Genomic DNA, 24,508 nt, shown 5'->3' on the forward strand with positions numbered 1-24,508 from the left:
AAACAAGAACGACTTATGATGTATTGGAAAAAATTGCTGTGCCGAATTAAACAACGTTAAATGCTCAGGAGGCATCATTAATAGATGCACCCCTACACGAAAATAAAGAGCCATCCGCGTTATGAGCGCAATGTCTCTCCCCAACGTTTTGGGACATATTGATGGAACTGACAGCGACCGCCATACCACTTAGGCCTTATCTCCATAATGTATGGATTCAGCCGTGAATGACCTCCTCTACAAAACCTTGCTCAAAGATCTTTCCGCCGCCCTTGACATGCAGCCCTTGGCTTTCGATGGCCGAGGGATGTGCGATCTGATCGTCAATGGCGACTATCCGCTGAAGCTGGCGTGCAATGACCTTCACCAGCGCCTGCTGCTGATCGGCCTGCTCGAGACGCCAAAAGACCTGCCCCTGCAGCGCTTGCTCGGTGGCGCACTCAACCCCCTCGTCAGCGCCGGCCCCGGGCTCGGCTGGGACGCCGGCAGCGGTTTGTATTTTGCCTATCAAAGCATCGCCCGGGAAAAGCTCAGTGTTGCGGTCTTGATGCGCGAAATCGCGACGCTGTGCGACTGGATCAAAGGCTGGCGCGAGGCTCGTATATGAACCCTGTGCAATCACGCTTCACCAGTGTCGAGGCGCTGAAAGATTCGAATGTCGATGTTCGGGCGCTCAAGGCCCATGGACGGATCGAGGTCAACGGCAAGCACTATGAAATCCGTGCCGCAGTGGATGGGCAGCTCAGCGTGCAACGCCCGGACAAGCAGGCCGCTGTGGACAAATTCTTCAAGAGCGCCAGCCACCTCCTCGGCGGACAGAGCCAGAGCTCGCGGATCGCCCAGACGCTCAACGAGAAAGCGGCCGAGGCACAGCTGCAGGCTGCGCGCCCACTGGGTGGACGCCTCAATCTGCAACAGATCAACCTGGAGCAAGGCCAGAGCAGCTCCGCGACGAGCCGTGTCGCGATCAAGGACGGCGAGATTCCCGACGGCAAGAAAACCTTTGCCAGCCTGCTCGCCTGGGCGAAAAAAGCACAAAAGCTCAAACAACCCATGCGAGAGACCATTTACGAGCTTTTCAAGAACGACGCACCCAAGACCAAGCCGATGGCGCCCGACGCGCAGAAAGCCTACATGGCGGGGTTGAAAAAGCTTGAACGCACGGACGGGATCGAACTGTACCCCCAAGGGCTGGACGGCATGAGCAAGCAATACCGCCTCCTCGGTGTCTACATGGAGCAGCATCCTCGTGCAGGCAAGGACTTCTACCGAATCGTGCCTGAACCCGCACGTCGCCAAGCGGAGGGCGAAGACGAAGGACGGCTGACCATCGGTGTCGAACCGCGTTATGCCGGCGAATTGGCAAAGGCCATGACAACACTGATCAAGAGTGAGAACAGCATCCTCAGTGGAAAAATAGCCGGCCCCGAAATATTCGGCCAAAGAACCGATTCCGCCATTCTCTATGTCCGCAGCGATTACGCCGAGACCCAGGAATTGGGCCGTAAACTAAAGAGCATGTTGCCAGCGCAGGCCTTCATCGACCATACCCCCGCAAGCATGCAGTCAGCGGGCAAAGGCCTGGCCTATGCCGAAACGGTCCAGGGTGACTCGACCAGTCATGGCATGTCACGAGCCGAAATCATCACAACAGCGCTGAGCGATCGCAGCAGTGGCTCGCTGGAGAAAAAGCTGAAAACCGCGCTCGCCGCCAAAGGCTATAACCCGGACAACCCGGCGCTCAGACTGGCACGCTAAACGCTCAAATGGATGGCATCGGCACACGCCAATGCCATCCTCTGTGACACAAACTTCACTCTCAACCGAAATCCCGTGCAGGCGCGAGGCTTGCTCGCGAAGTGGCCAGTCCATTCAAACATCCATGTCGACTGCCACACTGACTTCAAGAGCAAGCCCGCTCCCACACGTTGATCGGCGTCCTATCAAGCGTTTTGATTGAACAGCGGCGCCGGGTTCGAGAGCTCTTCATAGAGCGGCAAGCCAAACAGCAGGACGTCCGCACGGGTTTCACCGAATCGGGCAATATTAGGCAGACGTGCCCACAGGCGTGCTCCGATGGCCTGAACGATGTGCTGGCTCGGCGTGTTCGCCCCCATGATCCACGAAACCACCGTTTCCAGGCCATATTGCCTGGCCAGAATCACCGAGGCTTGCCCGAGGCGTACCCCCACTCCCCGACCGTAATGGTCTGCGCGCACATAAATGGCGGCCTCACCCGTGTTACGACAGGCCTGGGTGCCCCAACTGAACCGGTTGATCGATAACCAACCGACAACTTCGTTGCCACGCTCGATGACATACACCGGCAAGCCGTCGTTTTTATACAGGTTGATATAAAAGGTGACCTCCTCCAGGGTCATGGGTCGGGTCACCGGGGAATTGGCCCCCGTGTCCGCCGTCTCGTTGAAAATCGCCATCATGGCAGGAAGATCCGCATCAGTGGATTCGCGTACACCACGTGGCAAGACTTGCTGAGGTACTCCTTGCTTGAGGCTGCTCATGAGTATACGGCTCCTGCAAAAACGCTGGCCTTCAACTGCTCGCGAGCACGGGACAAGCGCGAGCGCACGGTACCGATCGGAATACCCAGACTGTCCGCTGCATCCTGATAGCTGATATCGGTTTCGACCACCAGATTCATGACGTTACGCATGTCTTCCGACAGTTCACCGATGGCCTTCAGCGTACGGCTGAGGATGCGCTGATGATCACTCACGTGGCTTGGGTCATGACCGTGTTCAAGGTTGTCGGCACCTGACTCCTCCAGTTCGCTACACGGTGGCTGGCTGTACATGCATTTGAAGTGGTTGCGCACCAGATTCATGGCAATGCCGAACAACCAGGTTTCCGGTTTCGAAGCCCCAATGAACTTGTGCTGGTTACGCAATGCTTCCAGATAAGTCATTTGCATCAAATCATCGACATCGGCTGCGTTGAATACCCGTTGAGTAATAAAGCTGCGCAACTTGCGCTCGCTGTTTCTTGCCAACGCCCCAACATCCAGATGTTTTGAGCCCATCACGTCAGGCTGAACGCTGCTTAGTTCCACAATAAATCCCTCGCTTCATGCAAATGAAATTGCCAACATGGCGAGAGAGATAGAGCAGCTTATGTACCAATCTTTATAAAATTTTAACCAACTGATTTTATTGAGTATTTATAAGACAAACATGGCACTACCGTGCCATTTGTTGCATTAAATATACAAATCCAATGCAATTTCTTGCACAACCTTTGAAACAAAAAATAGTGAAAACAAAGGGAACCCAACGCTGGAAAGTGCCACACAGAACACACCTAGACTCTTTCATGGCGTTCCTTATTTATGAAAATCGGCGCTTATAACGACACGCCTGCAATACCGGATTTCATTCCTGCGCCCGCCCCCAAGGGAGAACTCGTGGAGGTCCCCAGAAATCCGTTGCTGGACTCCATGGAAGAAATCGGCATGAAGTTCAGCGAGAGTGTCGAACGGCATTCCAAGAGTATCGACGAACGCCACGTCCAGACCTCCCATGCGCCGAACCGTCTGGAGCGAATCGAGAAGCTGACCGAGCTCTATCGACTGCTCGATCATCCTGATCAACCAAGCCTGGAACAACAGGCCCGGCGCATGCAGATGCTGCTGCAACAGCAGCCTTCGATGCAGGCGATGCTGGCACTGACTCAGGATGATCCGGCACGCACCGACATCGTTTTGCAGCAAACCCTGCGCCTGGCAACCGCCAGTGGCGACGACAAAGAAATCGCTGACGTACAGACGGCTATCGAAGAATTGCGAGCGTTACACGGCGACAAGATTCGCGCCGGGTTGAACACCGCCAGCGCCATCGCCTTGTTCAGTCAGGACGCCGACCAACGCAAGCTCATTCGTCAGCTCTATTACAAAGCCATCGTCGGCCAGCAACCGCTGTCCGTTCTGCTGGAGTCGCTGTTCGAACGCTTCAACGAAGAACAATTTCCCCGGGTGCTGCGCACCCTGCAACGGGCGCTGGCCGACGACATTGCGGCCATGGCACCGTCGTTACCCGGCGCGGCATTACGCTCGATGTTGCGTGGCCTGAGCGCCTCCAGCCAGTTGAGCAATATGCTGCAAATCTGTCGCGAGCTGCTGGAGCGACTCGCGCAGAAGAACGCTACCGGCAAGATGACCACCCTGCAGTTGGCCCGGCGGATCGTGCGGTTCTGCGGCAATGGTTTCTTTGCCCGTGACCTTTCCTCCCTGACCGAAGAAACCGTTGGCCGCGATCAGCGCCTGCAACCGATTTTCCTAAATGGCCTGTTGTCGTTGTTACAGCGTTTGCCGTTGCCGGTATGGAAAGACAACAAGACCCGGCAGAACTGCCTTCGGTTGATGCTGGGGTTGATGGACGAGGTATCCCGACAGGAACGCAAAACACTCGGGCTTGCCGATGGACAGGGGCAGCCCAAGTGATGAACAAGCTAATTTATTGGCTCAACCGACTGGCCATTTCGGCGATGCGCCGTACCGAAATCGTCGGCGCGTTCATGGTCATGGCCATCGTCTTCATGATGATCCTGCCCTTGCCCACCGGACTGGTGGACGTACTGATCGCGCTGAACATCTGCATCTCGTCCTTGCTGATTGTGCTGGCCATGTACCTGCCACGGCCGCTGGCGTTTTCGACGTTCCCGGCCGTGTTGCTGCTGACCACCATGTTTCGCCTGGCCCTGTCCATCGCCACCACGCGCCTGATCCTGCTGCAACAGGACGCCGGACATATCGTCGAGGCATTCGGCAGCTTTGTGGTGGGCGGCAACCTGGCGGTCGGTCTGGTGATTTTCCTGATTCTGACCATCGTCAACTTCCTGGTTATCACCAAGGGTTCGGAGCGTGTGGCGGAAGTGGCTGCGCGCTTTACCCTGGACGCGATGCCCGGTAAACAAATGTCCATCGACAGTGACCTGCGCGGCGGGCTGATCGATGTCCGCGAGGCCCGCCAGCGACGCGAGCAGTTGACCAAGGAGAGTCAATTGTTCGGGGCCATGGACGGTGCGATGAAATTCGTCAAGGGCGATGCCATCGCCGGCCTGATCATCGTGTTCATCAACCTGATCGGCGGCTTCTCGATCGGTGTGCTGCAGAACGGCATGGAACCAGCGGATTCGATGCACCTGTATTCGGTGCTGACCATCGGTGACGGCTTGATCGCGCAAATCCCCGCCCTGCTGATTTCCCTGACCGCCGGCATGATCATCACCCGGGTGGCCCCCGACAGTCAGTCCCTGGACCTGAATATCGGCCGCGAAATCGCCGAACAGTTGACCAGCCAGCCAAAGGCCTGGGTCATCTCCTCGGTGGGGATGCTCGGCTTTGCGGCCATCCCCGGCATGCCCAGCCTGGTGTTCATCACCATCAGCATGCTGTGCCTGGCCAGTGGCTTGATCCAACTGTTGCGCGCCAGCCATAAAAACACCCAACAGGCCAACGCCGGAGAAGAGCGACTCAAGAACCCCGAGCTGAATGGCCGTGAAGACATCCGCCGTTTCAACCCGTCACGGGCCTATCTGCTGCGCTTCCACGCCAGCCATCAGGGTAGCCGCGAAGTCGAGCAATTGATCCAGACGATCCGCCAACGGCGCAACACCCTGGTTCATCGTTTTGGCCTGACCCTGCCCTCGTTCGACATTGAATTCGACGAGCAGCAAAAAACCGACGAATTTCTGTTCAGCGTGTATGAGGTTCCACTGATCCGCGCCAGTTTCGCCACGCAAAAACTGGCCGTGGATTACCGTCACGTCAATGAAGACGATGGCGGTGAACCGGGCACGCCCGAGCGCGATGAAAGCCAGTGGTTCTGGTTCGATCCAGAGCATCCCATTCTGCTGCGCGATGACGTTGAAGGAGCCAGTTGCGAGGCATTGATTCTTGAACGCATGAACCGCGCCTTCCAGTCCACGGGGCCGCAATTCATCGGCTTGCAGGAAACCAAGGCGATTATCGGCTGGCTCGAAAGCGAGCAACCTGAACTTGCCCAGGAGCTGCAACGGACCTTGCCCCTGGCGCGTTTTTCGGCGGTGCTGCAACGGCTTTCGTCCGAACTGGTATCCCTGCGGGCAGTGCGCCTGATCGCCGAGACGCTGATTGAACAAGGCCAGCATGAACGTGACTTGAGTGCCTTGACCGATTATGTGCGCATCGCCCTCAAGGCCCAGATCTGCCACCAGCACAGTGAAAGCGGAATCATGCACGCCTGGCTGGTGACACCGGAAACCGAGGTGCTGCTACGCGACGCGCTACGCCAGACCCAGAGCGAATCCTATTTCGCCCTCGAACAGGAACTGGCCGGCGCCTTCGTCGAACAACTGCGCGAAGCCTTTCCATTGCGGGCCAGACCGGCGCCGGTGCTGCTGGTTGCCCAGGATTTGCGCAGCCCGATGCGCAGCCTGCTGCAGGATGATTTCAATCATGTTCCGGTCTTGTCCTTCGCCGAGCTGTTATCCACGGTGCAGGTCAACGTCCTGGGGCGCATCGACCTGGAAGAGGCCCAGGCCTTAATGGCCTGATGGAGCACAACATGCTGTATGAATTGCGCGTATTAACCGGTTTACATCGTGGCGCGGCACTGCCCTTGTCCGGCGCCGAGTGGAGCATCGGTTCGTCAAGCGACGCCGACCTTGCGCTCTACGATACCGGGATCAAACACCGCCACTGCCTGCTACGGCTGGTTGACAGCACCTGGTCGCTGACCGGTCAGGAAGGCGTGGTCACCGACAACGAGGGGCACCGCGTCGAGGCGATTGCGACCTTGCAACCCGATACCCCCTTTGCCTTGAACGGCGTCTGGCTCTCGGTAGTCAGCGCCAACACCGACTGGCTGGAAGACGAGACCGTCACCGCCGAGCAAGCACCTCCTGACAAGCCTACGATCGTCAGTGAACAACCGGACGGTTCCCAAGAGCAGCCAGAACTGCTGTCCATGAACGCCCAACGGGATGAAACAACATACCCGCAGCCGCGCCGTCAGCCACCCTCACTGATCGCTTCAGTGTTGATGATCAGCGGTCTGGCGCTGTTTCTCGGGATCCTGCTGTGGGCATTCAACCGCCAGGCACCGGTACCCGCCGCACCGCCACCGGCCACCAAAGTGAAGCTGGCCGATGCACAGGAAGTGCGCAAAGTCGTCCTGAAAATGCTGCAACAGCGAGACCTGCAAAACCGCATCACCTTGACCGAAGAACCGGGAAAAATCCTCCTGCATGGCAACTTCGCCGAAGACGACTTGCTGCAGCTGACCGAACGGATGCTGCTGCGTTTCGAACGTCAGTATCAAAGCCCGATCCAGGTCCAGAGTGCCTTGCCGGTCGCGACACCGATCCTGCCGTTTACCGTGGCCCAGATCAGCAATGGCCGGCTGGCCCATATCGTCACGAACGATGGGCGCCGCTTGTTCCTCGGTGATGAGGTCGACGGGATGCGTCTGGTGGAGATCAACGATCACCGGGTGATTTTCGAGGGTGAGCGCCGAGTCGAGTTGAGCTGGTGATGCGTGAAGCTTTCGAGCGTTTGGAAGACTGGGCGCAGGGCGAGCGCGAACGCCTGCAACGAGCGGCTCCAGTGGAGGTTCACGGGCGTATCTGCGCGGTCAGCGGGATTCTCCTGCACAGCCAGATCCCCCACGCGCGCATGGGTGATCTGTGTGAAATCCACCGGGCCGACGGCAGTCTGGTCATGGCTGAAATCGTCGGTTTCGACCGCCAGAACACCTTGCTAGCGGCCCTTGGCCCGCTTGACGGCATTGCCATTGGCGCGTCGGTGAAACCGTTGTTCCAGCCCCACAGTCTGTGTGTCGACGACGGTCTGCTCGGCGCGGTGCTCGACGGTTTTGGACGCAACCTGGATGGCGACGGCCCCAGTGCGTTCGCCGATGCCGGCACACCGGGCGCCATCCCGGTGATTCGCGATGCCCCGGCCGCGACCGCCCGCCCACGAATAGAGGTGCCCCTGCCCACCGGACTGCGCAGCATCGACGGGATGCTGACCCTCGGCGAAGGACAACGGGTCGGGGTGTTCGCCGGCGCCGGTTGCGGCAAGACCACCCTGCTCGCCGAACTGGCACGTAATACCCCATGCGATGCAATCGTGTTCGGCCTGATCGGTGAGCGCGGACGGGAGTTGCGTGAATTTCTCGATCATGAACTCGACGAGCAGTTGCGCAGCCGCACCGTGTTGGTCTGCTCGACATCCGACCGCAGCAGCATGGAGCGAGCCCGGGCCGCCTTCACCGCCACCGCGATTGCCGAAGGTTTTCGTGAACAAGGCAAATCGGTGCTGCTGATCGTCGACTCGCTGACGCGTTTCGCCCGCGCCCAGCGCGAAATCGGCCTGGCCAGCGGTGAGCCCAGCGGCCGCAGCGGATTACCACCCTCGGTATACAGCCTGCTGCCACGTCTGGTCGAACGGGCCGGACGAACCCACGACGGAGCGATCACCGCCCTGTATTCGGTGCTGATCGAACAGGACAGCATGAACGATCCGATTGCCGACGAAGTCCGCTCGCTGCTCGATGGCCACATCGTTCTCTCCAGAAGGCTCGCCGAAAGCGGCCATTACCCGGCGGTCGATATCCTCGCCAGTCTCAGCCGCACGATGAGCGGTGTGGTGGGAACCGAACAGGTCAGAAGCGCCACCCAGATACGCAAATTAATGGCCGCGTATCAACAAGTGGAAATGCTCCTCAAGCTCGGTGAGTACCAACCGGGTCATGACCCTTTGACCGATTGTGCGGTGGACTCGCGCTCCGCCATCAATGACTTCCTGCAACAGTCACTGCGCGAACCGGTGTCCTTCGAGGACACCCTCGATCATCTTGCTCAGGTAACCGCCAATGTCCCACTCTGATGCAGACCAAGACGACTGCCCTGCCGGCGATTTCGCGATGATTGGCCAAACCGTCGACATGCTGGTGCCTATTCGTCGGCAACGTTTGAGGCTTGCCGAACAGGCCTGGCGCCGTCAGCGCCAGGTACTCGATGAGATGCGCATCCGGCTCGACAGCTTGAGCAGCGAAACACTGCGCTTGCGCACGATCCATCACCAACGGCGCCTCGAGTTGCTCGAACAGTATCGCGACAAACCAATGCCGCTGACGGAACTCAAAGATTCCCTAGCCGAGGAACAACTGTCGCTGCGCAGGATCGAGCGCAGCGAACAGGCACGCATCGCGCTGCAAAAGGAACACGACCAACAATCGCTCTGGGCTGAAGAAAGTCGCCTTGAAGTCAGCCGTCGACTGCGTGATGTGGAAAAGCTCGATTACTTGCTCGATCTTGCCCGGGAGGCGTCATGAACCACGCCCACGCCCCGACCAAAACGGCCAACACCCGCCCTCAGGAAACACCTGGCCGCAACGAGTTCCCCAGAACCGCGCCCCCGTTCGAGCCTGTGAGCGAGATCCGCCACGACGGTGAAGTCTTCGAGACGCTGATCAGCCCCGATCTCGGCTGGTTCTCCCCGGCACTTGGCGGATTCACCGGCGAAGGGTCTTCCCAGGGCTTCGCCGGCAGCACGCCATCGTTCGAACCGGAGTCTGGCGCCGCGACTTATAGCGCTCCGCTGTGGGATGCCCTCACACAACATATCGACGAACAACCACCGCTCGCCGATGACCTGCCCATCGAGGCTGTTTTCGAACTGCCGAACCTTGGCGAAGTCGCTGTACAGGTCATGCGCCAGGGCAATGTCATGGATATCGCCCTGCGTTTTGCCCAGGGCGATGCCTGGACGCGTTGCCGGGAAAACCAGGAATCCAGCCGCCGACTGTTGAGCCAGCGTCTCGGGCGGCGAGTCAAGCTGTCATTCGAACTGAAGGACCGTTGAGATGACCATTCAAGCACTCAGGCTGCGGCCGATGAAAAGCGATGAAGCCCAAGTGCGCGGACGTTTGGGTAAAGGCCTGACGCTGGACTTTCAGCTGGAAGCGGCCCGCGGCACGTTGAGCGTGCACCTGCTCGACACTGGCCCCCGATCGATCACCGGCAACGTCATCGCCAGCGGCTGCGGCCCCTTGTTATTGAGCGATGCGGAAGCCTTGCTCAGCCTGATATCCAGTTGCCCGGCGATGCTGCCGGAAAGTGACCGCAACCCGGAGGACAGCGCCTGGTATTGGCAGATCTATAACCAGTACCTGAGCCCCGAATTGCAGGCGCTGTTCATTCATCTGGAACCTGCGCAAACGACCCTCGATGACGGCCTGGAATGTTTGCTGGAAGCGCGCATCAACGATGTGCGGATTTGCAGCCAGTTACGACTGGCGCCGACCACCTTGCTGCGGCTGCTCGATCGAGGCAACTGGCGCCCACCGCTGTCAGGCCAGGACAGTGACCTGCCCCTCTGCATCCCCTTCCTGCTGGGTCGTACCCACATGAGTGAAGCAGCCCTTCGCTCCTTGCGCCAGGGCGACATCGTATTCCCCGAGCAAGCACTTTTCGCCCCGGACGGGCAAGGCCCCCTGCAAATCGGTGGCTGCCGTCTGAGTCTACAGATGGAGAGTACCAACCCTCCGCGTTTCATTGTCACCGAACTGGAAGAAACCGCCATGAATGCACCGTTTGATTACCTCAACCCTCCCAGCCTTGACCCCATGAACGCCCTTGAAGGTTTGCCTGATCTGGACACCTCCGCCCTCGGACAAACTCTCGCCAGCGCAGACCGTTTCGCCGACCTGCCGCTGGCGTTGACCCTGCGCATGGGCAGCGTCTCACTCAAGCTATCGGAACTGCGGACTCTGGCCATCGGCTCGGTACTGACCGTGGAGGGCAGCACCGTGGGCAATGCCATGCTGTGCCATGGCGAACGGCCCTTGGCTCATGGCGAATTGGTGGATGTGGAGGGGCGTCTGGGTCTGCAGATTACACGCCTGGAACAACCGCGATGAGTCAGGGACAAATCGACCCGATGATGCTCGCCTTGTTTCTTGGCGGGCTCTCGATGGTGCCGTTGCTGATGGTGATCTGCACCGCGTTCCTGAAGATTTCCATGGTGCTGCTGATCACCCGCAACGCCATCGGGGTGCAACAGGTGCCACCGAACATGGCGCTGTATGGCATCGCGCTGGCGGCTACCCTGTTTGTCATGGCCCCGGTGTTCAACGAGATGGGGCAACGCTTCAAGCAATTGCCGGAACGGCATGAAACAGTGGTGCAAATGCAGGCCTCCGCCAGCCAGGTCGTCGAGCCGTTGCGGCTGTTCATGTCGCGCAACGTCGATCCCGACATTCAGACCCACCTGTTGGAAAACGCCCAGCGTATGTGGCCGGCGGAGATGGCGGCCAAGGCCAGTCGTGAGGACATTCTGGTGATCGTCCCGGCGTTCGTGCTCTCGGAGTTGCAGGCCGGTTTTCAGATCGGTTTTTTGATCTATATCCCATTCATCGTCATCGACTTGATCGTCTCCAATATCCTGCTGGCTCTGGGCATGCAAATGGTCGCGCCCATGACAATTTCCCTGCCCCTGAAAATCCTTCTGTTCGTTTTGGTGGACGGCTGGACGCGCCTGCTTGACGGTTTGTTCTACAGCTACCTGTAACCGCCCGCCTGCCCCCGAAAAATCGAGGCACTTATGGAAATCCTGAACCTGTTCAAACAGGCCATGCTGCTGGTGGTCGTGCTCTCGGCGCCGCCGCTGATCGTGGCAGTGATCGTCGGCATCGTCACATCGTTGCTGCAAGCGGTGCTGCAATTGCAGGACCAGACGCTGCCGTTCGCCATCAAACTGGTCGCGGTCGGCATCGCCCTGGCCCTGACCGGGCGCTGGATCGGTGTCGAATTGATGCAATTGACCCTGCTGGCGTTCGGCATGATTGCGCAGACCGGGCACTGACATGCTCGAGCACGCCATCAGTCTGTTGTCCGACTCTGTCATTGCCCTGACCCTTGGCATGGCGCGGATCTACCCTTGCCTGCTGCTGGTTCCGGCGTTTTCCTTCCGCGAACTCAAAGGCATGCAGCGCAACGGCATCGTCCTGGCGCTGGCCCTGATGCCCATGCCGGGGATCCGCACCACGCTGGTCGGGGTTGAATTCCATTGGCTGAACCTTTGCGGCCTGGCACTCAAGGAAGCGGTACTCGGCATGCTGCTGGGAGTTCTGCTGTCCATGCCGTTCTGGCTGTTCGAATCCATTGGCTGCCTGTTCGACAACCAGCGCGGCGCCCTGATCGGTGGACAGATCAACCCGGCACTCGGCGATAACACCTCTGAACTCGGATTCATGTTCAAGCAAGTGCTGATCATGCTGTTGATCCTCGGTGCAGGCTTTTCCAGCCTCACCCAAGTGCTGTGGGACAGTTACAGCGTGTGGCCGGCAACCCAATGGATGCCAATACCCGCGGCTGATGGATTCGTTGTTTACCTGAGCCTGATCGCGAGCATTTTCCGCTTCATGGTGCTCTATGCTGCGCCCTTGGTCGGCCTGCTGCTGCTGATCGAATTCGGCATGGCGATTCTCAGTCTGTACAGCCCGCAACTGCAAGTCTCTACCCTGGCGATGCCGGCCAAGAGCCTGGCCGGGCTGGCGTTCCTGGTGCTGTACCTGCCGATGCTGTCGTTCCTTGCCGAAGGTCGGCTCGACGCCTTGGGCGATCTGCGCCATACCCTGCCATTGCTGCTGCACCCGCGGCCCTGATGCCTTGAAAAACACCCTTGCCAGGAGCCATCGATGAGCGAAAAAACAGAAAAACCGACCCAGAAAAAACTCAACGACGCGCGCAAGAAAGGCCAGATCGGGCAAAGCCAGGATGTTCACAAACTCTTGATCTTCGGTGCCCTGATCGAGCTGATTTTCACCCTTGCCGAAAGCGGCATGGATAAGCTCAAAGGCCTGATGTCCGTGCCCTTCGGCCAACTGGGCATGCCTTTCCAGACCGCGCTCAAGGAGATGTTCATCAAGGCCAGCGTCGACCTTCTGCTGTTCATGCTGCCGGCGCTGGGCCTGGCGGTGATCATGCGGGTCATCGGCGGCTGGTCGCAATTCGGTATCCTCTTCGCGCCAGAGGCCCTGAAACTGGATTTCGACCGGCTCAACCCGATCAATCAGTTCAAGCAGATGTTCTCGGCCAAACAATTGTTCAACCTGTTCAACAGCCTGAGCAAAGCGGTGTTGATCACCTGCGTGCTGTATGCGCTGTTACCCCCCGCCGTGGAGGACTTGATCGGGCTGGCCAGCACCGATCTGGATACGTACTGGCGCGCCATGATCGACATGTTCTCGCGACTTTCACGAATCTGCCTGGGCGTTTTGCTGGTACTGGCGGCACTTGATTTCGGGCTGCAAAAATACTTCTTCCTCAAAGGTCAGCGCATGAGCCACGAGGACATCCGCAAGGAACACAAGGATTCCGAAGGCGACCCGCACATGAAGTCGCACCGCCGCTCCATGGGCCGCGAACTCACTCAGGGTGGCGCCGCTCCCGCTCCGCAAAAGGCCCCGGTGGAAGACGCCGACATGCTGTTGGTCAACCCCACGCACTACGCCGTGGCGCTGTTCTACCGGCCAGAGGAAACCGCCCTGCCACGCATCATCTGCAAGGGTCAGGATGCTGATGCCCGTGACCTGATCGAGCGTGCCCGCGAGGCCGGTGTGCCGGTCATACGCTTCGTCTGGCTGGCCCGCACCCTGTATCGCAGTGAGGTCGGTCGCTTTATCCCGCGCGAAACCCTGCAAGCGGTGGCCCAGGCTTATCGCCTGTTGCGCGAACTGGATGAGCACGCTGCTGACGACATCATCGAAATGACCGACAACCTGAACTGAGTTCTGCCCCTCGATATCCGGCCTTTATTCGCCATCGCCGTGGAACCGGCGGATGCGGCCAGCCACTCACCGGACTGAATACATCCCTAATGTTCGCCCAGGACAGGGATTTTCCGGGCGCGCGGCATATCAGCACGAGTCGAGGAGCATCTACATGATTCCATCATCAAACGTCCGGATCTCCAGTTCGGCTTCCGTGGATACCACGCAGCGAACCGGCGGCAGCAGCGATTTTCATCAACGGTCGGAACAACCGACCCAGCGCAGTTCCCACTCACTGGGCAGCCTCGGTAAACGCTTCAGGAAAAAGCTCGGCAAACTCCTGCATATCGGCACCCCCTCAGGCAGCCGCCCCAATGCTTCGGCAGCGGCGTCTGGCACCGCCACAACCGCTGCCGCAGCAACCCCAGCGCCAGCCATGGCCACACCCGCCGCCCCCAGACCCGCCAGCCGCAACTCGTTAGGCGCGCAGCTAGAGCGCGCGCGTCAGGAGGAGAAAGCGGCCGGTAAAAAGCCGATGACACAGGACTCGGCGAGCGACGAACCCTCGACGTCGGGGAGTGCAGAGAAAGAGCCGAAAGCCTCGAACAAACCGCGAACCAGGCTACTGTCGGGTGGCGTGCACGAGCTAGTGACCACCCGCCCGCTGAAAAAAATGCCGGTCAAGCTGGAGTCAGTTCCGGAAGACCACTTCATCGACCCGCCTTTGGCGCCCAAAACCTCGGAAGGCCTCGACCGCGAGCTCGCCGCCAGCCTGCCCAAACCAAAAACGACGGCGAAAGGAGAACAGAGCACCGCCGATAAAACCCCACGCAGCGAGGCCAGCCCTTCACAGAGCCCGGCCACTACCGTCAGCGAGATCGAGGAAGTCGGCGAAGACATCGACCTGCACGGCATCAGCCTGCAAGACGGCAAATCCCCGGAGCAGGATGAACAGGCGGTCAAATCGGCGCTCAGGGAAAGTCGCCGGGACGGTGCACGGTTGCAGGGCGGCGACGGCCTCGGCCGTTCGATCAGCGATCAACTGGCGCCCACCGGCGACCGACCGCTGGCCAATGAACCGGGCCCCAAGCTGTCACGCAGCAATGCCGGGCGCTTCAACCATGGCACCGAACTGCTGGAGCGGACCAACGACCCGAAACGACCCCTGAGCCTGGATCGCGAGGGCCAGTTGCAGGTCGGACGCATGGACCCGCCGGCGCTGACCGACATCGTCCAGTCGAAACTCAAGACCGCCGACAACTCATTCGTCGCCCTGCACAGCGAGTCCGGGGCCAATGGCCACGAACATGTGCTGCTGGATAACAAAGGCAACCTGCTTCATCTCAAACAGTCCGACACCGCCACCACCTTGCTGCGCAGCAGCCAGACCAGCGACGCCCACCCGTTCCTCAAGGACTTCACCGACGCCGCCCCGCAACTGCGCAATCAGAACGGCAGCCTGGGCCTGTACGGGCAAGACACTCAAATCGGCAAGGCGATCCTGGACGCGCCCGGCAAGGCCCAGTTCAGCCAGTTGACCGGCGTGCACGAGGACCACAACGGCCAGCAACTGCGCCTGCATGACGACAAGCTCTATCGCTTCGACCCGGCCACCAAGGGCTGGCAAGCGCATCCGCAGCTGGCCGGGCAGACCTTCAGCGCCCTGAGCACCCAGGGCGATGGCAAGACCTACGGCCTGACCGACCAGGCGGTGGTCGACCTGAGCTCGCCAGAGCATCGGCGATACCCCGCCACTAACATCAAGGCCTTCTCCGTCAGCCGTGAGGGTGAAGCCGCCTTGCTCCAGGTCAAGGACGATAAACAAAGCCTCGGGCTGCTCGATCTGAACGCTCGTCCCACCACGCCGCGCATCGACGTGAAGCTCGCCGATGATGCAGATGTCACCAGCATCGCCCTGACCAAGGACGCGCTGTTGCTCAGCGATACCCAGGGCCGGTTGTACCGTGTCGACCGCCAGCAATTGGGTGAAGATCGCAGCGAGCTGTCACTGACAGCGGAGCAGGCCATCGCACACCCGAAGGTGAACCTGGGGGTGACCCACCATACCGAAGCGTTGATCGGTGACGACAAAGGTCAGGTGCATGCACTGGTCAAGGATCCGGTCGGCCACACCCATGCCTTCCCGATCGATACCGCCAGCGGCTCGCTCAAGGCCGGCTGGAACCTGACCGACGCCATGGTCCTGAACAACACCCGCGGCCTGCCCAGCGTCACCCCGACCCCGAGCAACACCTTCGACCTGGGCCGTCTCGGCAAAGTCGGCCTGGACAATCAGCAGGTCCAGCGCTGGGACGCGGCCACCCGTGCCTGGGGGCATACCGAGATCAAGGACGTCAGCCACCTGAGCATCGGCCTCGACAGCCGGGCTTACATGCTCCAGAACGGCACGCTGAAAAAGCTCGACGTGAGCCAGGCCCCGGCAGCGCAATCCTTCGGTCGTGACTATGCGCTGTCCCAGGCGACCCAAACCACCCAAGTGAGCGCCGGCAGCGCGATCGCCGGGCTGGAGGGGCGCACCATCACCAGCTTCGCCATGGTCAACCCGGAGCACTTCGTGGCCCTGGACGACACCGGCAAACTCACCCGCCCACCACAAAAAAGGCCCGCTGACCGAGCTGACCACCGAGGGCCTGAATGGCTCGATCAAGTCCCTGGCGCTGGACCAGCATTCGGACCTGTTCGCCCTGAACGATCAAGGTGAAGCCTTCCAGCTGGACAAGGAAGACTGGCAGGCCAGCGAGGCGAAACCGCGTCCCGAAGCGCAATGGAAAAAGATTGCCACACCGGACGACGAACCGCTGGGCTCGCTGCGCACCGGTGATGACCAGCAATTGAACGCCACCCTGTTGCATGGCGACGACAAACCGCTGGCTCGGCAAAACAACCATGACTGGAAAGCGGTCGAACCGTCGGAAAGCAAGGATGTCCTCGGCGATTTGCATGGGCGCCTCCATGATGGCGTCAAAACCAGGCGCATTCCTGGCACCGGTCTTACGGCGCGGTTCACCGCCAGTGCCCTGGGCCGGGGAGGAATGGAAACGCAGAACCGGGTCAGTACCAAAGAATTCATCACCGCCCATGTGTTCAAGCCCACCCTGGAAATGCCGCGCTGGGTGAAGGCCACGGGCGACAGTCTGGTGCATACCGCCAAAGGCCGGGACGGTCTCAACGAGGTCTACCAGGCCGAGGGCAAGGTGATCAAAAAACTGGAAGCCATCGCCGACGCCAACACCCCGCTGCCGGCCACGGGCGAAGACCTCAAGTCACGGATCGCCCGGCTGGACCTGGGCCCGGAAGGCAAGGAGCTGGTTGAACAGCTCGAGGGGTTTCGCAGCGAGCTGGAAAACCATGCGCGCAAGAGCACCGTGCATCTGGGGCAGTCCAAAGGTCTGCTCAATGAGCATGGGGAGTTCAATCCGCCGTCCAAACGCACGGCCCTGAGCATGGGCATGTCCGATGTCGCGCGTAAGCTCAACATCAACAGTTCCGACCATAACCTGATGCAGGAGCTGCAGGGCGCCCTGAAGAAGATCGGCCCTTCGGAGGAGAACCCCACCGGCGAACTGCTGGGCAAGCTCGAAGAAAAGGGCATGAAGATCTCCCACCAGAAGGAAGAGATTCCCCTGGGTCGTCGGCGCAATCCGAGTGACGACCTGGCCCTGACCAAGGCTCGCCTGGCGCTGGATGTCGTGGCCCTCAAGGACTTGTCCGATCTGGTGGACAAGATCGAAAACGAACAAAAGCAAGCCCAGGCCCAAACACCACCGCACCCATCCCAGCCGGCAGAGTCACCGCGGATGCGCACCGCGCAAATCATGGAGTATCGCGACGGCTTGCTGCAACTGCGTGATGTGCAGTACGAAGAGCATCCGGTCAAGCAGGTCACCGACATGGGCTTCCGTGGGCATGCCAGCCTGGAGTCGACCTACGACGGCCTCAAGGCCTTCATCAAAGGGTTCAGCAAAACCGACCACGCCACCAGTTCCAACCTGCGGGCCGCCACCGGCAGCACCACCCAAAAGGAATTGGCCGGCACACTCAAGTCGGCGTTGAAACAGCTCGATCATGGCGATGATGAAATCAGCATACAGCGCAGCTATGGCGCGAGCCTGTCCACCCCTTTCGTCGGCCTGATCGGTAAACCCTTGGGTCCCTTCCCGAATGGCAGTGTCGGCGCGGCTCGGACCTACACCATGAATGCCGAACGTGATGGTGAGGGTATCAACGTCTATATATTGCGCGAAGGTGCTCTCTCGGCAAAAGCCGGTGTAGGAGCGGGCAAGGACGTGCTCACAGATATCACCGGAGAGAAGTCCAATAGCAAACCGATAGGCAACGATCGCACGTTCCAGCCAGCTATACGTCTGGATGCCGATGTGAGTGCCACGGCTACAGGCATCACACGCAACGGCCTTGTATTCAAGATTGCCGATGAAGATATCGACCAGTTCGTCGACCATTTGATCGACGGCAAGATCACCCCCATGGAGCTGATGAAAAACGGCTATTCACACGAGGTGCAGAAAGGGCAGCGTTTCAACTTCGACGTGAACCTCTCCGCCATTGCCGATGCTCGTGCCGGATTCGGCTTGAGTGAAAGCGGCAGTACGCCTTTGTCCGCAGCGGCCCGTGCCACCGGAGGGGCTAGCGTTAATGTCAATCTATTGAATTACAGCGACTATTCACTCGTCTCGACGATGGATAAAGGTACTCGTCGGGAAGGGGGCATGAACCGTCCACGCTTTTTCAACAATGCCACCGCTGGTATTCATTTACGTACTCAAATTGCCGGTTCACATGCCCTCGTATCCGGTAGATCTTCAACGACTGAGCAAACCAACACAGCCCCTGCCATGCCAACAAAGGCCCCAACAGCCGGGAGCGCGGGACTAATTTCTGCTCCAGCGCTTTCCGGATCGGTGACGGTAGAGTCAAAAACGACCAAACGCGTCAAGTTTCTGTTTGTTGAAGCGCAACCCTTGAAAGAGTCGGACGTAAATTCCGTATCCGGCGACTTGAAGAATGCCTTCAAGGACAAAGCCACCGAAAAAGAGCTGGCGAGACTCACCGAGCAGTCAACGTCTCCAGCGTCTGCGGAGGATCCCGAGAAGGCGCTCGAATCACACCTGGAAGGGCTGAATACGTATTTTGCAGAGAAGAAGCCGCAAAATGACGAACAATATGCAGCGTTACGTGCCCTGACCAAGGCCAACAATCAACATGTGGCTGCAAAAAACCATCACAACATGCTTGATAACGCACGATTTGAAAGCTCTTACACAAACCTGTCCCGCCTGGATCAGAACGGTGTATTGACCCAACTGCTGTCTGACTTGAATCCAAAGCATGTCGAAAGCAACGCCGAACGGATTACCGGGTTCATGGCCCAAGACCCCAAACTCAATGCGCTGATAAAGCATCTTCAATCGACCGAAGGTACCCTCGCCCGCGTTCGACTGGAACTCAAGGACGGGCCAGCCGATACCGTGGATATCGGCTCGAGAAACGGCACTATCACCAATGATGACCTGAGCAAAATGCTCGGCACTCGCGACAATATGCGGATCAAGGCCATCACTGTTTTCCACTCCGTCACTCAACCTGAAAGCTTCACCACGCCGACCCCACTGCTCAGTGCCAGCAGCAGCGCCTCCCTGAGCATCAGCAAGACACTTGGCAAAATCAATTTCAGCTATGGTGAAGATCAAAACGTCCCGAAAAGCTACACCCTGGATGGCGACATTGCCAGGACCGACGCTGGCACTAAAGCGCTGCTGACCGAGTTGAAAGACGCAGGCCTGCAGCTCAAGAGTTAAACAGACAGTACCTCGCATCAGGCGTGTATTCGCAGGAGTACACGCCTGATGTGGTCACCGACAATCGCTGATTTTTCCTTATTCGCTCATCCGGAGTACCTTGCCGTGCGCCCCTCTTTTTATTCGCTGGATTCGTTCAAACCGTTGCTGGAACTGAAGAACAACTGGCAGATCATTCGCGACGAACTATCGCATCTGCATGCACCTCTGCTTGACATCGACCGGACCGACAAGAGCCATGGTCAGGTCTTCACAGAACTCAACCAGCACTTGCTTTCGGGCGGTGACTACGGCTGGCTCAAGGGCTGGGGGCAGGCAGGTGGTAATCGCGATTGGGTGCAGTTTGCGCTACAGGTGCAGAACCAGCCGATCGAGGCCGCCCGTGCGTTTTTCCCCAAGACTCTCGACCTGCTCGGCGCCCTTGACGGGATCAAAGTGTGCTCCCTGGCGCGCCTGGCCGCTCACAGTTTCCTGACCTGCCACCGGCACCCGGAAATTTTCAGCGAGGGACTGCTACAGATGCACATCACCCTGAGCGCCGCGTCTGAAGGCAATTACGCGTACCTCAACGTCAACGGTGAGTTCCATCAGCATCGCCCGGGCGAGGCGGTGATCTTCGATGGCTCGCTCGATCATTTCGTGGTCAATGCCTCGAATGCCGAGCGCACGATCCTTTACCTTGAGTTCGACAAGGCCAGGATGGCGAGCCGTGGAGAGTTGGAGTAAGCCGCAAAAAACCGACGTCAGTTGCCGAACAAACCTACACGCAAACCGTCTGTTGCAGGCGCTCAGCCGGTTGACTGCCCTGCCCTCACTTCCTTTGCGCCCACCTGCCACGACTCATTCGTGATCGGGTGTGCAGCAACTGGCGCATGCGGTGCCGATGTTGCCGCGCGGTGGTTGTGATGTGATGGATGTGCTGGGGCAGCGGATTCGGGCGCGGGTCTGAGGAAAGCAAAAGATCGCAGCCCCAAACGAAAAAGCCCGGTCAAATGACCGGGCCTGGTTCCAGCGGTATATCAGTGCATGCTGGGGCTTGTGTCAGCGGCCCGCAGGATCCTGTCGGCAAATAGCCGCACTATCCAGAAAGCGGTCACGGCTGCATCGCTTTGCAGGTCCTGAGCAGTCGCATCACGCAAGAACAAGGTCTCCAGCCCATCGACATAGCGGTCGAGTTGAAAGTGTCCGCTGCCTTGCGTCGGTTGATCGAGCGTCGCATGCAAGCGCCCGAGCACCAGGTCGATCGCGTATTCGAACGCCTTGCGTTGCTCCGGCGAAAGGTAACCGCCACCCTGTACCAGACTCTTCCAGCTCACAGGCGCTTGGTCCTCGGTCTGCCTGTCTGCCATCACACGTCCTCCCGCTTGGTCGATTGAGGCAGTTTGGTGTAGGCGTTTTCGACACCCTGCAGATCGATGTTGTGGGTCTTGAGGTTCAGGCCTTCACTGTCGCTTTTGACGAAAGAGTACTTGCCATTCTCGGCACTGATGTTGTTCAGGTCGAGATTCCAGTTACCTTGCTGGCCGCCGTTGGTGCGCATGAAGGTGCCGAAATCCTTGACCTTGAAGTTATCGACATTCACGTTGGCATCGGCATTGAGCTGGAAGACCTTGTCATTGGCGCCCTGAGCGGTGCTGTTGGTGACGTTCAGGTTGGTGGTCTTGGCACCGCCGTCCTTCACGGTCAACGCATCCTCGCCGACATTGGTCCAGTGCACGTTATCAACGTTGACCGCCTTCTCGCTCGCCGCCTTGACGTGAACGCCATCTGCGCCGTTTTCACCAATCACAACGTTCTTCAAGGTGGCGCCCTCGGCCAGTTCGAACAGAGGTTTTTGCCCCTCGCTTTGACCGCCATCACCCAGGGCCGAGCCTGCGGTGAAGGTCTTGCCGCCACCGTCAAAGGTTTCGCCAGGACCGACCTTGATGGTCTCGTTGACCACTGTCGGATTGCTCGATGCGCTCGGGAAATCGATGTTTGAAGCCCCGCCAGTGCTTGAAGTCGCACTGGAGGACGGCGCCAGACCTGTAGCGTCAGTGCCAGCAGGCGCCAATGCACCGCCACCGTCGCCAGCAGTTCCGCTAACCGTAAGCGCTGCGCCCTCGGAACCACCGACCTCTGGAGCAGCACCGCTCCCTCCTCCGCCACCGGAAACCGGCGACGGGCTGCCGCCAGCCGAGACCAGCGAAGTGCCCTGGCCAGACGACGTATTGCCGCTTTTCGCAGCATCGCCGAAGGTTTCCGGGTGGCTATCCATGAACTGACTGATCAACTCCAGCAGCTCTTTCAGGTTGCCATCCTGACTGACCTGGCCGCCGCCGTCGGCGGTCGGCGATACCGAGTTTTTCAACGAGCTGTCACTGAGGCTCTTCATCAAGTTGTTGAGCAAGTCTTCAATGCTCTGGCTGTCACCTGAGCCACTGGTGCCGCCCACGCCCGAGCCACCACCCAACTCGTTGGTGCCGCCCAGCGAGTTGAGTTGATTGCCGCCGGCACCCGCACCGCCCGAGGCGTCGCTGCCCTTGCTCTGGTTCGAGCCTTCGGCATTATCGCCACCCAGAACCTTCTCGAAGAGTGCCAGCAAAACCTGCTTGAGTAGTTCTTTGTCCGCCGCCTCATCACCGCCTTGAGTCGCGCCCCTATCGGACGTACCGCCCTGACCGCTGCCCTGAACGTCGCTGTTGCCGCTCTTCAGCTTTTCCAGCAGATCGCTGATGGCACTGGAACCATCGCCACTCCCCATAGTGCCTGTGCCCTGTTGCCCTGAAGACGAATTGAGCAGCATTTCAGCCAGCAGGCCCGCCAGATCCTCCAGCGCCGAAGCACCGGACTGGCCGCCATTGGCGCCAGTCTGCCCCAGCCCGGTGTCGCCCTGAGCGCCGACACCATTGGCGCCGGAAGCACCTTGGCCAAGGTTTATTATGATATTCAAGTCCGCCATATTTTGAGCCTCATGTATAAGTAGCCAGTCATTGGATTTCGGCGCTCTAAACTTTGGTGGTTGGCGCGTCGCCAACACCGGAAGTACCGCCACTGCCCTGTCCTGGCGTGCCGAACGTTTCTGGATAGGTGTCCATGAGCTGACCGACCATCCCGAGCGTCTCCTGCGAGGTTCCCTCCTTGCTGATCTGACCACCACCATCGGCAGTCGGCGTTACCGACTTCGACAACGAGCTGCCACCGAGGCTTTTCATCAACGTATTGAGTAGCTCTTCAAGGCCCTGGCCACTGCCGGCTCCACTCGCCCCACCCGGGCTGGCACCACTCGCGCCACCCGCGCCATCGACGCCCTTGCTCTGACCGGTGCCGTCACCACTCTCACCACCTTGCAGTTGCTTGAGGAGCGCCTGGAGTAGCTGTTTGAGCAAATCCTGACTGGCTGCATCTTCACCGCCCTTGGTTTGGGAGGCATCGCTCTGACCGCTGTCCTGGGTGCCGCTCTTCAACTGATCCAGCAACTTGCTGAGGGCGTCCGAGCCAGCACCACTGCCGCTCCCGGTGCCACTGGCGCCTTGTTGTCCTGAGCCCTCGGACGACTTGAGCAGCAACTTGGACAGTGCCCCCACCAGGTCCTCCAGCGATGAACCACCGGATTGACCGCCACCCAGGCCGGTCTGGCCCAGCCCCGTGTCGCTCGTACCGCCAAGACCGCCCAGGCCGGATGTGCCCAATACACTTTGTGAAATACCTAAATCTGCCATGATCTGTAGCCTCGCTTTTGAGTGAATGGGATAGTTACTGATTGCAACCATCCCTCGCTAAGTGGCGCCGAATAACAGCCAGTTCCCTGTTATGGGCATTACGCCAACAGTCGCCCAAGGGAAGTACGGGTTTCCCGGACCTGCGCAATAAAACCGGTCACCCAATGGCAGAAGTGGTCTTCATTCAAATACTCAAGTTCGCGCTGAGTGCACAGACGTACCTCACCCTGATCAAGCGCGAGCCAGCAACCGCGCAAGGCAGAGATATCGAAGTTCAGATCAAGCAAGCGTTGCAGATTATCAGCACGTTTTTGTACGTTTCCGAGCCGACAGTGAAGGACGACATTTTCACTATGTTCCGGCAGTTCAATAACAGCCACTTGATTATCGTCACTGTCATAAAGTGCACATACTCCCTGTTGCAAAGCCAAGGGGAGACCCAACCGCTCACCCATCCGGTCGAGAAAGCGCTGAATAGTTTTATTGGAGTCCGCCATCTTTGATCCCTCTCATGTTAGCGCATGCCGGACACACGTCTGGCTCAGCTCATGAGTGGAAAAACAGTGGCATGTGGTTCCTTCTGGAATCGAGCCGGACTCAGTTTTTCAGACCTGCCAGTTCCAGCGCTTGAACCATTGGAAGCCCGGACCCAGTACAGCCCTGTCGAGCGCAGAAGGTGGTTTGGGGCGCGCGAGGGAGCCCCGAGAAGTAATGTTTCATTCGGATCAGGGTTGTCATTCCAACAGCGATTCAGCCCATCTGTTTTTCCATTGCAAGGCTAATCATGACCAGGCTGCAATTGGTCATCCTGTGCTGTCCGGGCAACGTTCGCCCTGGCCGCGGACATCGCCTGTTGGTGTACCAAGGCCCAGTCATAAAGTGATTGCAGGGCGACAATCAACTGCTGCCCAAGCTCGGTCAATTCATACTCCACTCGAGGTGGTATTGTCAGATACATCGTTCGATTGATCAGCCCATCCTGCTCCAGACCTTTGAGAGTCCGCGTCAGCATGCGTTGTGAAATGCCTGCGACCGCTTGATGGATTTCGTTGTAACGTATTGGTCTATGGACCAGCGCATCGACCACCTTCAGTGTCCACTTGTCGCCAATGCGCGCAAACAAATCAGTAAGTGAAAGGCACATCCCGGGCTCGTCATTACAGCCAATACTCATAACAATCCCTCTTGCAGACTTATG

General features: G+C 59.0%; 21 protein-coding genes and 1 pseudogene. 15 read left to right on the plus strand and 7 right to left on the minus strand.

Annotated features, from left to right (window positions below; translation table 11 throughout):
• The first annotated feature begins 223 nt into the window (after window positions 1-223).
• A complete protein-coding gene (locus tag PSH64_RS15055) occupies window positions 224-607 on the plus strand; it encodes a CesT family type III secretion system chaperone (protein ID WP_305477673.1) in 384 nt (127 codons plus the stop codon).
• Window positions 604-1,758, plus strand: a complete 1,155-nt coding sequence (locus tag PSH64_RS15060; protein WP_305477674.1) for a T3SS effector HopA1 family protein — start codon at window positions 604-606, stop codon at window positions 1,756-1,758. The genes PSH64_RS15055 and PSH64_RS15060 overlap by 4 nt, the downstream gene beginning before the upstream one ends.
• A 185-nt stretch (window positions 1,759-1,943) precedes the next feature.
• On the opposite strand, the gene PSH64_RS15065 is transcribed toward PSH64_RS15060, so the two are convergent.
• Together PSH64_RS15065 and PSH64_RS15070 are read right to left on the minus strand one after the other, a co-directional pair.
• On the minus strand, window positions 1,944-2,522 hold the full coding sequence (locus PSH64_RS15065) for a GNAT family N-acetyltransferase (RefSeq protein WP_305477675.1): 579 nt from the start codon (window positions 2,520-2,522) through the stop codon (window positions 1,944-1,946).
• Entirely contained in the window at window positions 2,519-3,010 is a 492-nt protein-coding gene (locus tag PSH64_RS15070) for an RNA polymerase sigma factor (protein WP_305477676.1), read from the minus strand. The genes PSH64_RS15065 and PSH64_RS15070 overlap by 4 nt, the downstream gene beginning before the upstream one ends.
• A gap of 411 nt (window positions 3,011-3,421) precedes the next feature.
• Here PSH64_RS15070 and sctW point away from each other — a divergent pair, with 411 nt between their 5' ends.
• The 13 genes and pseudogenes from sctW (at window position 3,422) to PSH64_RS15140 (ending at window position 20,335) form a co-directional block, all read left to right on the plus strand.
• Window positions 3,422-4,456: a type III secretion system gatekeeper subunit SctW gene (sctW, locus tag PSH64_RS15075; protein ID WP_305477677.1), complete on the plus strand. Its 1,035-nt coding sequence runs from the start codon at window positions 3,422-3,424 to the stop codon at window positions 4,454-4,456.
• Window positions 4,456-6,549 carry a type III secretion system export apparatus subunit SctV gene (gene sctV, locus PSH64_RS15080; protein ID WP_305477678.1) on the plus strand — a complete coding sequence of 698 codons (2,094 nt, stop codon included), beginning with the start codon at window positions 4,456-4,458 and terminating at the stop codon, window positions 6,547-6,549. The genes sctW and sctV overlap by 1 nt, the downstream gene beginning before the upstream one ends.
• Window positions 6,550-6,560: 11 nt before the next feature.
• Window positions 6,561-7,529 (plus strand): FHA domain-containing protein, encoded by a 969-nt coding sequence (locus PSH64_RS15085; protein ID WP_305477679.1) that lies wholly within the window; start codon window positions 6,561-6,563, stop codon window positions 7,527-7,529.
• Entirely contained in the window at window positions 7,529-8,884 is a 1,356-nt protein-coding gene (gene sctN / locus PSH64_RS15090; RefSeq protein ID WP_305477680.1) for a type III secretion system ATPase SctN, read from the plus strand. The genes PSH64_RS15085 and sctN overlap by 1 nt, the downstream gene beginning before the upstream one ends.
• Complete coding sequence (locus tag PSH64_RS15095) at window positions 8,871-9,332, plus strand: type III secretion protein (protein ID WP_305477681.1); 462 nt, start codon at window positions 8,871-8,873, stop codon at window positions 9,330-9,332. The genes sctN and PSH64_RS15095 overlap by 14 nt, the downstream gene beginning before the upstream one ends.
• Window positions 9,329-9,862 carry a type III secretion system HrpP C-terminal domain-containing protein gene (locus tag PSH64_RS15100; protein WP_305477682.1) on the plus strand — a complete coding sequence of 178 codons (534 nt, stop codon included), beginning with the start codon at window positions 9,329-9,331 and terminating at the stop codon, window positions 9,860-9,862. Before PSH64_RS15095 ends, PSH64_RS15100 begins: the two co-directional genes overlap by 4 nt.
• Before the next feature lies 1 nt (window position 9,863).
• Window positions 9,864-10,919 carry a FliM/FliN family flagellar motor switch protein gene (locus PSH64_RS15105; protein ID WP_305477683.1) on the plus strand — a complete coding sequence of 352 codons (1,056 nt, stop codon included), beginning with the start codon at window positions 9,864-9,866 and terminating at the stop codon, window positions 10,917-10,919.
• Window positions 10,916-11,569 carry a type III secretion system export apparatus subunit SctR gene (sctR, locus tag PSH64_RS15110; protein WP_305477684.1) on the plus strand — a complete coding sequence of 218 codons (654 nt, stop codon included), beginning with the start codon at window positions 10,916-10,918 and terminating at the stop codon, window positions 11,567-11,569. Before PSH64_RS15105 ends, sctR begins: the two co-directional genes overlap by 4 nt.
• A gap of 33 nt (window positions 11,570-11,602) precedes the next feature.
• Window positions 11,603-11,863, plus strand: a complete 261-nt coding sequence (sctS, locus tag PSH64_RS15115) for a type III secretion system export apparatus subunit SctS (RefSeq protein ID WP_305445565.1) — start codon at window positions 11,603-11,605, stop codon at window positions 11,861-11,863.
• A 1-nt stretch (window position 11,864) separates the two neighbouring features.
• Window positions 11,865-12,665 carry a type III secretion system export apparatus subunit SctT gene (gene sctT / locus PSH64_RS15120; RefSeq protein WP_305477685.1) on the plus strand — a complete coding sequence of 267 codons (801 nt, stop codon included), beginning with the start codon at window positions 11,865-11,867 and terminating at the stop codon, window positions 12,663-12,665.
• A gap of 33 nt (window positions 12,666-12,698) precedes the next feature.
• Complete coding sequence (gene sctU, locus PSH64_RS15125) at window positions 12,699-13,790, plus strand: type III secretion system export apparatus subunit SctU (protein WP_305477686.1); 1,092 nt, start codon at window positions 12,699-12,701, stop codon at window positions 13,788-13,790.
• A gap of 1,186 nt (window positions 13,791-14,976) precedes the next feature.
• A pseudogene (locus tag PSH64_RS15135) lies at window positions 14,977-19,609 on the plus strand (AvrE-family type 3 secretion system effector).
• A gap of 105 nt (window positions 19,610-19,714) precedes the next feature.
• Window positions 19,715-20,335: an aspartyl/asparaginyl beta-hydroxylase domain-containing protein gene (locus tag PSH64_RS15140; protein WP_305477688.1), complete on the plus strand. Its 621-nt coding sequence runs from the start codon at window positions 19,715-19,717 to the stop codon at window positions 20,333-20,335.
• A 293-nt stretch (window positions 20,336-20,628) separates the two neighbouring features.
• On the opposite strand, the gene PSH64_RS15145 is transcribed toward PSH64_RS15140, so the two are convergent.
• The 5 genes from PSH64_RS15145 to PSH64_RS15165 all read right to left on the minus strand — a co-directional run bounded on the left by PSH64_RS15145 (window position 20,629) and on the right by PSH64_RS15165 (window position 24,484).
• Window positions 20,629-20,925, minus strand: a complete 297-nt coding sequence (locus tag PSH64_RS15145) for an HrpW-specific chaperone (RefSeq protein ID WP_305477689.1) — start codon at window positions 20,923-20,925, stop codon at window positions 20,629-20,631.
• Between the two features lie 32 nt (window positions 20,926-20,957).
• A complete protein-coding gene (locus tag PSH64_RS15150; RefSeq protein WP_305477690.1) occupies window positions 20,958-22,550 on the minus strand; it encodes a pectate lyase in 1,593 nt (530 codons plus the stop codon).
• 46 nt (window positions 22,551-22,596) lie between these two features.
• Window positions 22,597-23,310, minus strand: a complete 714-nt coding sequence (locus PSH64_RS15155; RefSeq protein WP_305477691.1) for a hypothetical protein — start codon at window positions 23,308-23,310, stop codon at window positions 22,597-22,599.
• A gap of 98 nt (window positions 23,311-23,408) precedes the next feature.
• Entirely contained in the window at window positions 23,409-23,807 is a 399-nt protein-coding gene (locus tag PSH64_RS15160; protein WP_305477692.1) for a type III secretion system chaperone, read from the minus strand.
• A gap of 281 nt (window positions 23,808-24,088) precedes the next feature.
• The gene (locus PSH64_RS15165; protein WP_305477693.1) at window positions 24,089-24,484 is read right to left on the minus strand and encodes a helix-turn-helix domain-containing protein; all 396 of its coding nucleotides are present in this window, start codon (window positions 24,482-24,484) and stop codon (window positions 24,089-24,091) included.
• Between the last annotated feature and the right edge of the window lie 24 nt (window positions 24,485-24,508).

The sequence above is a fragment of the Pseudomonas sp. FP1742 genome (assembly GCF_030687145.1).
In the GTDB taxonomy this organism is placed as follows: Bacteria; Pseudomonadota; Gammaproteobacteria; order Pseudomonadales; family Pseudomonadaceae; genus Aquipseudomonas; species Aquipseudomonas frederiksbergensis_D.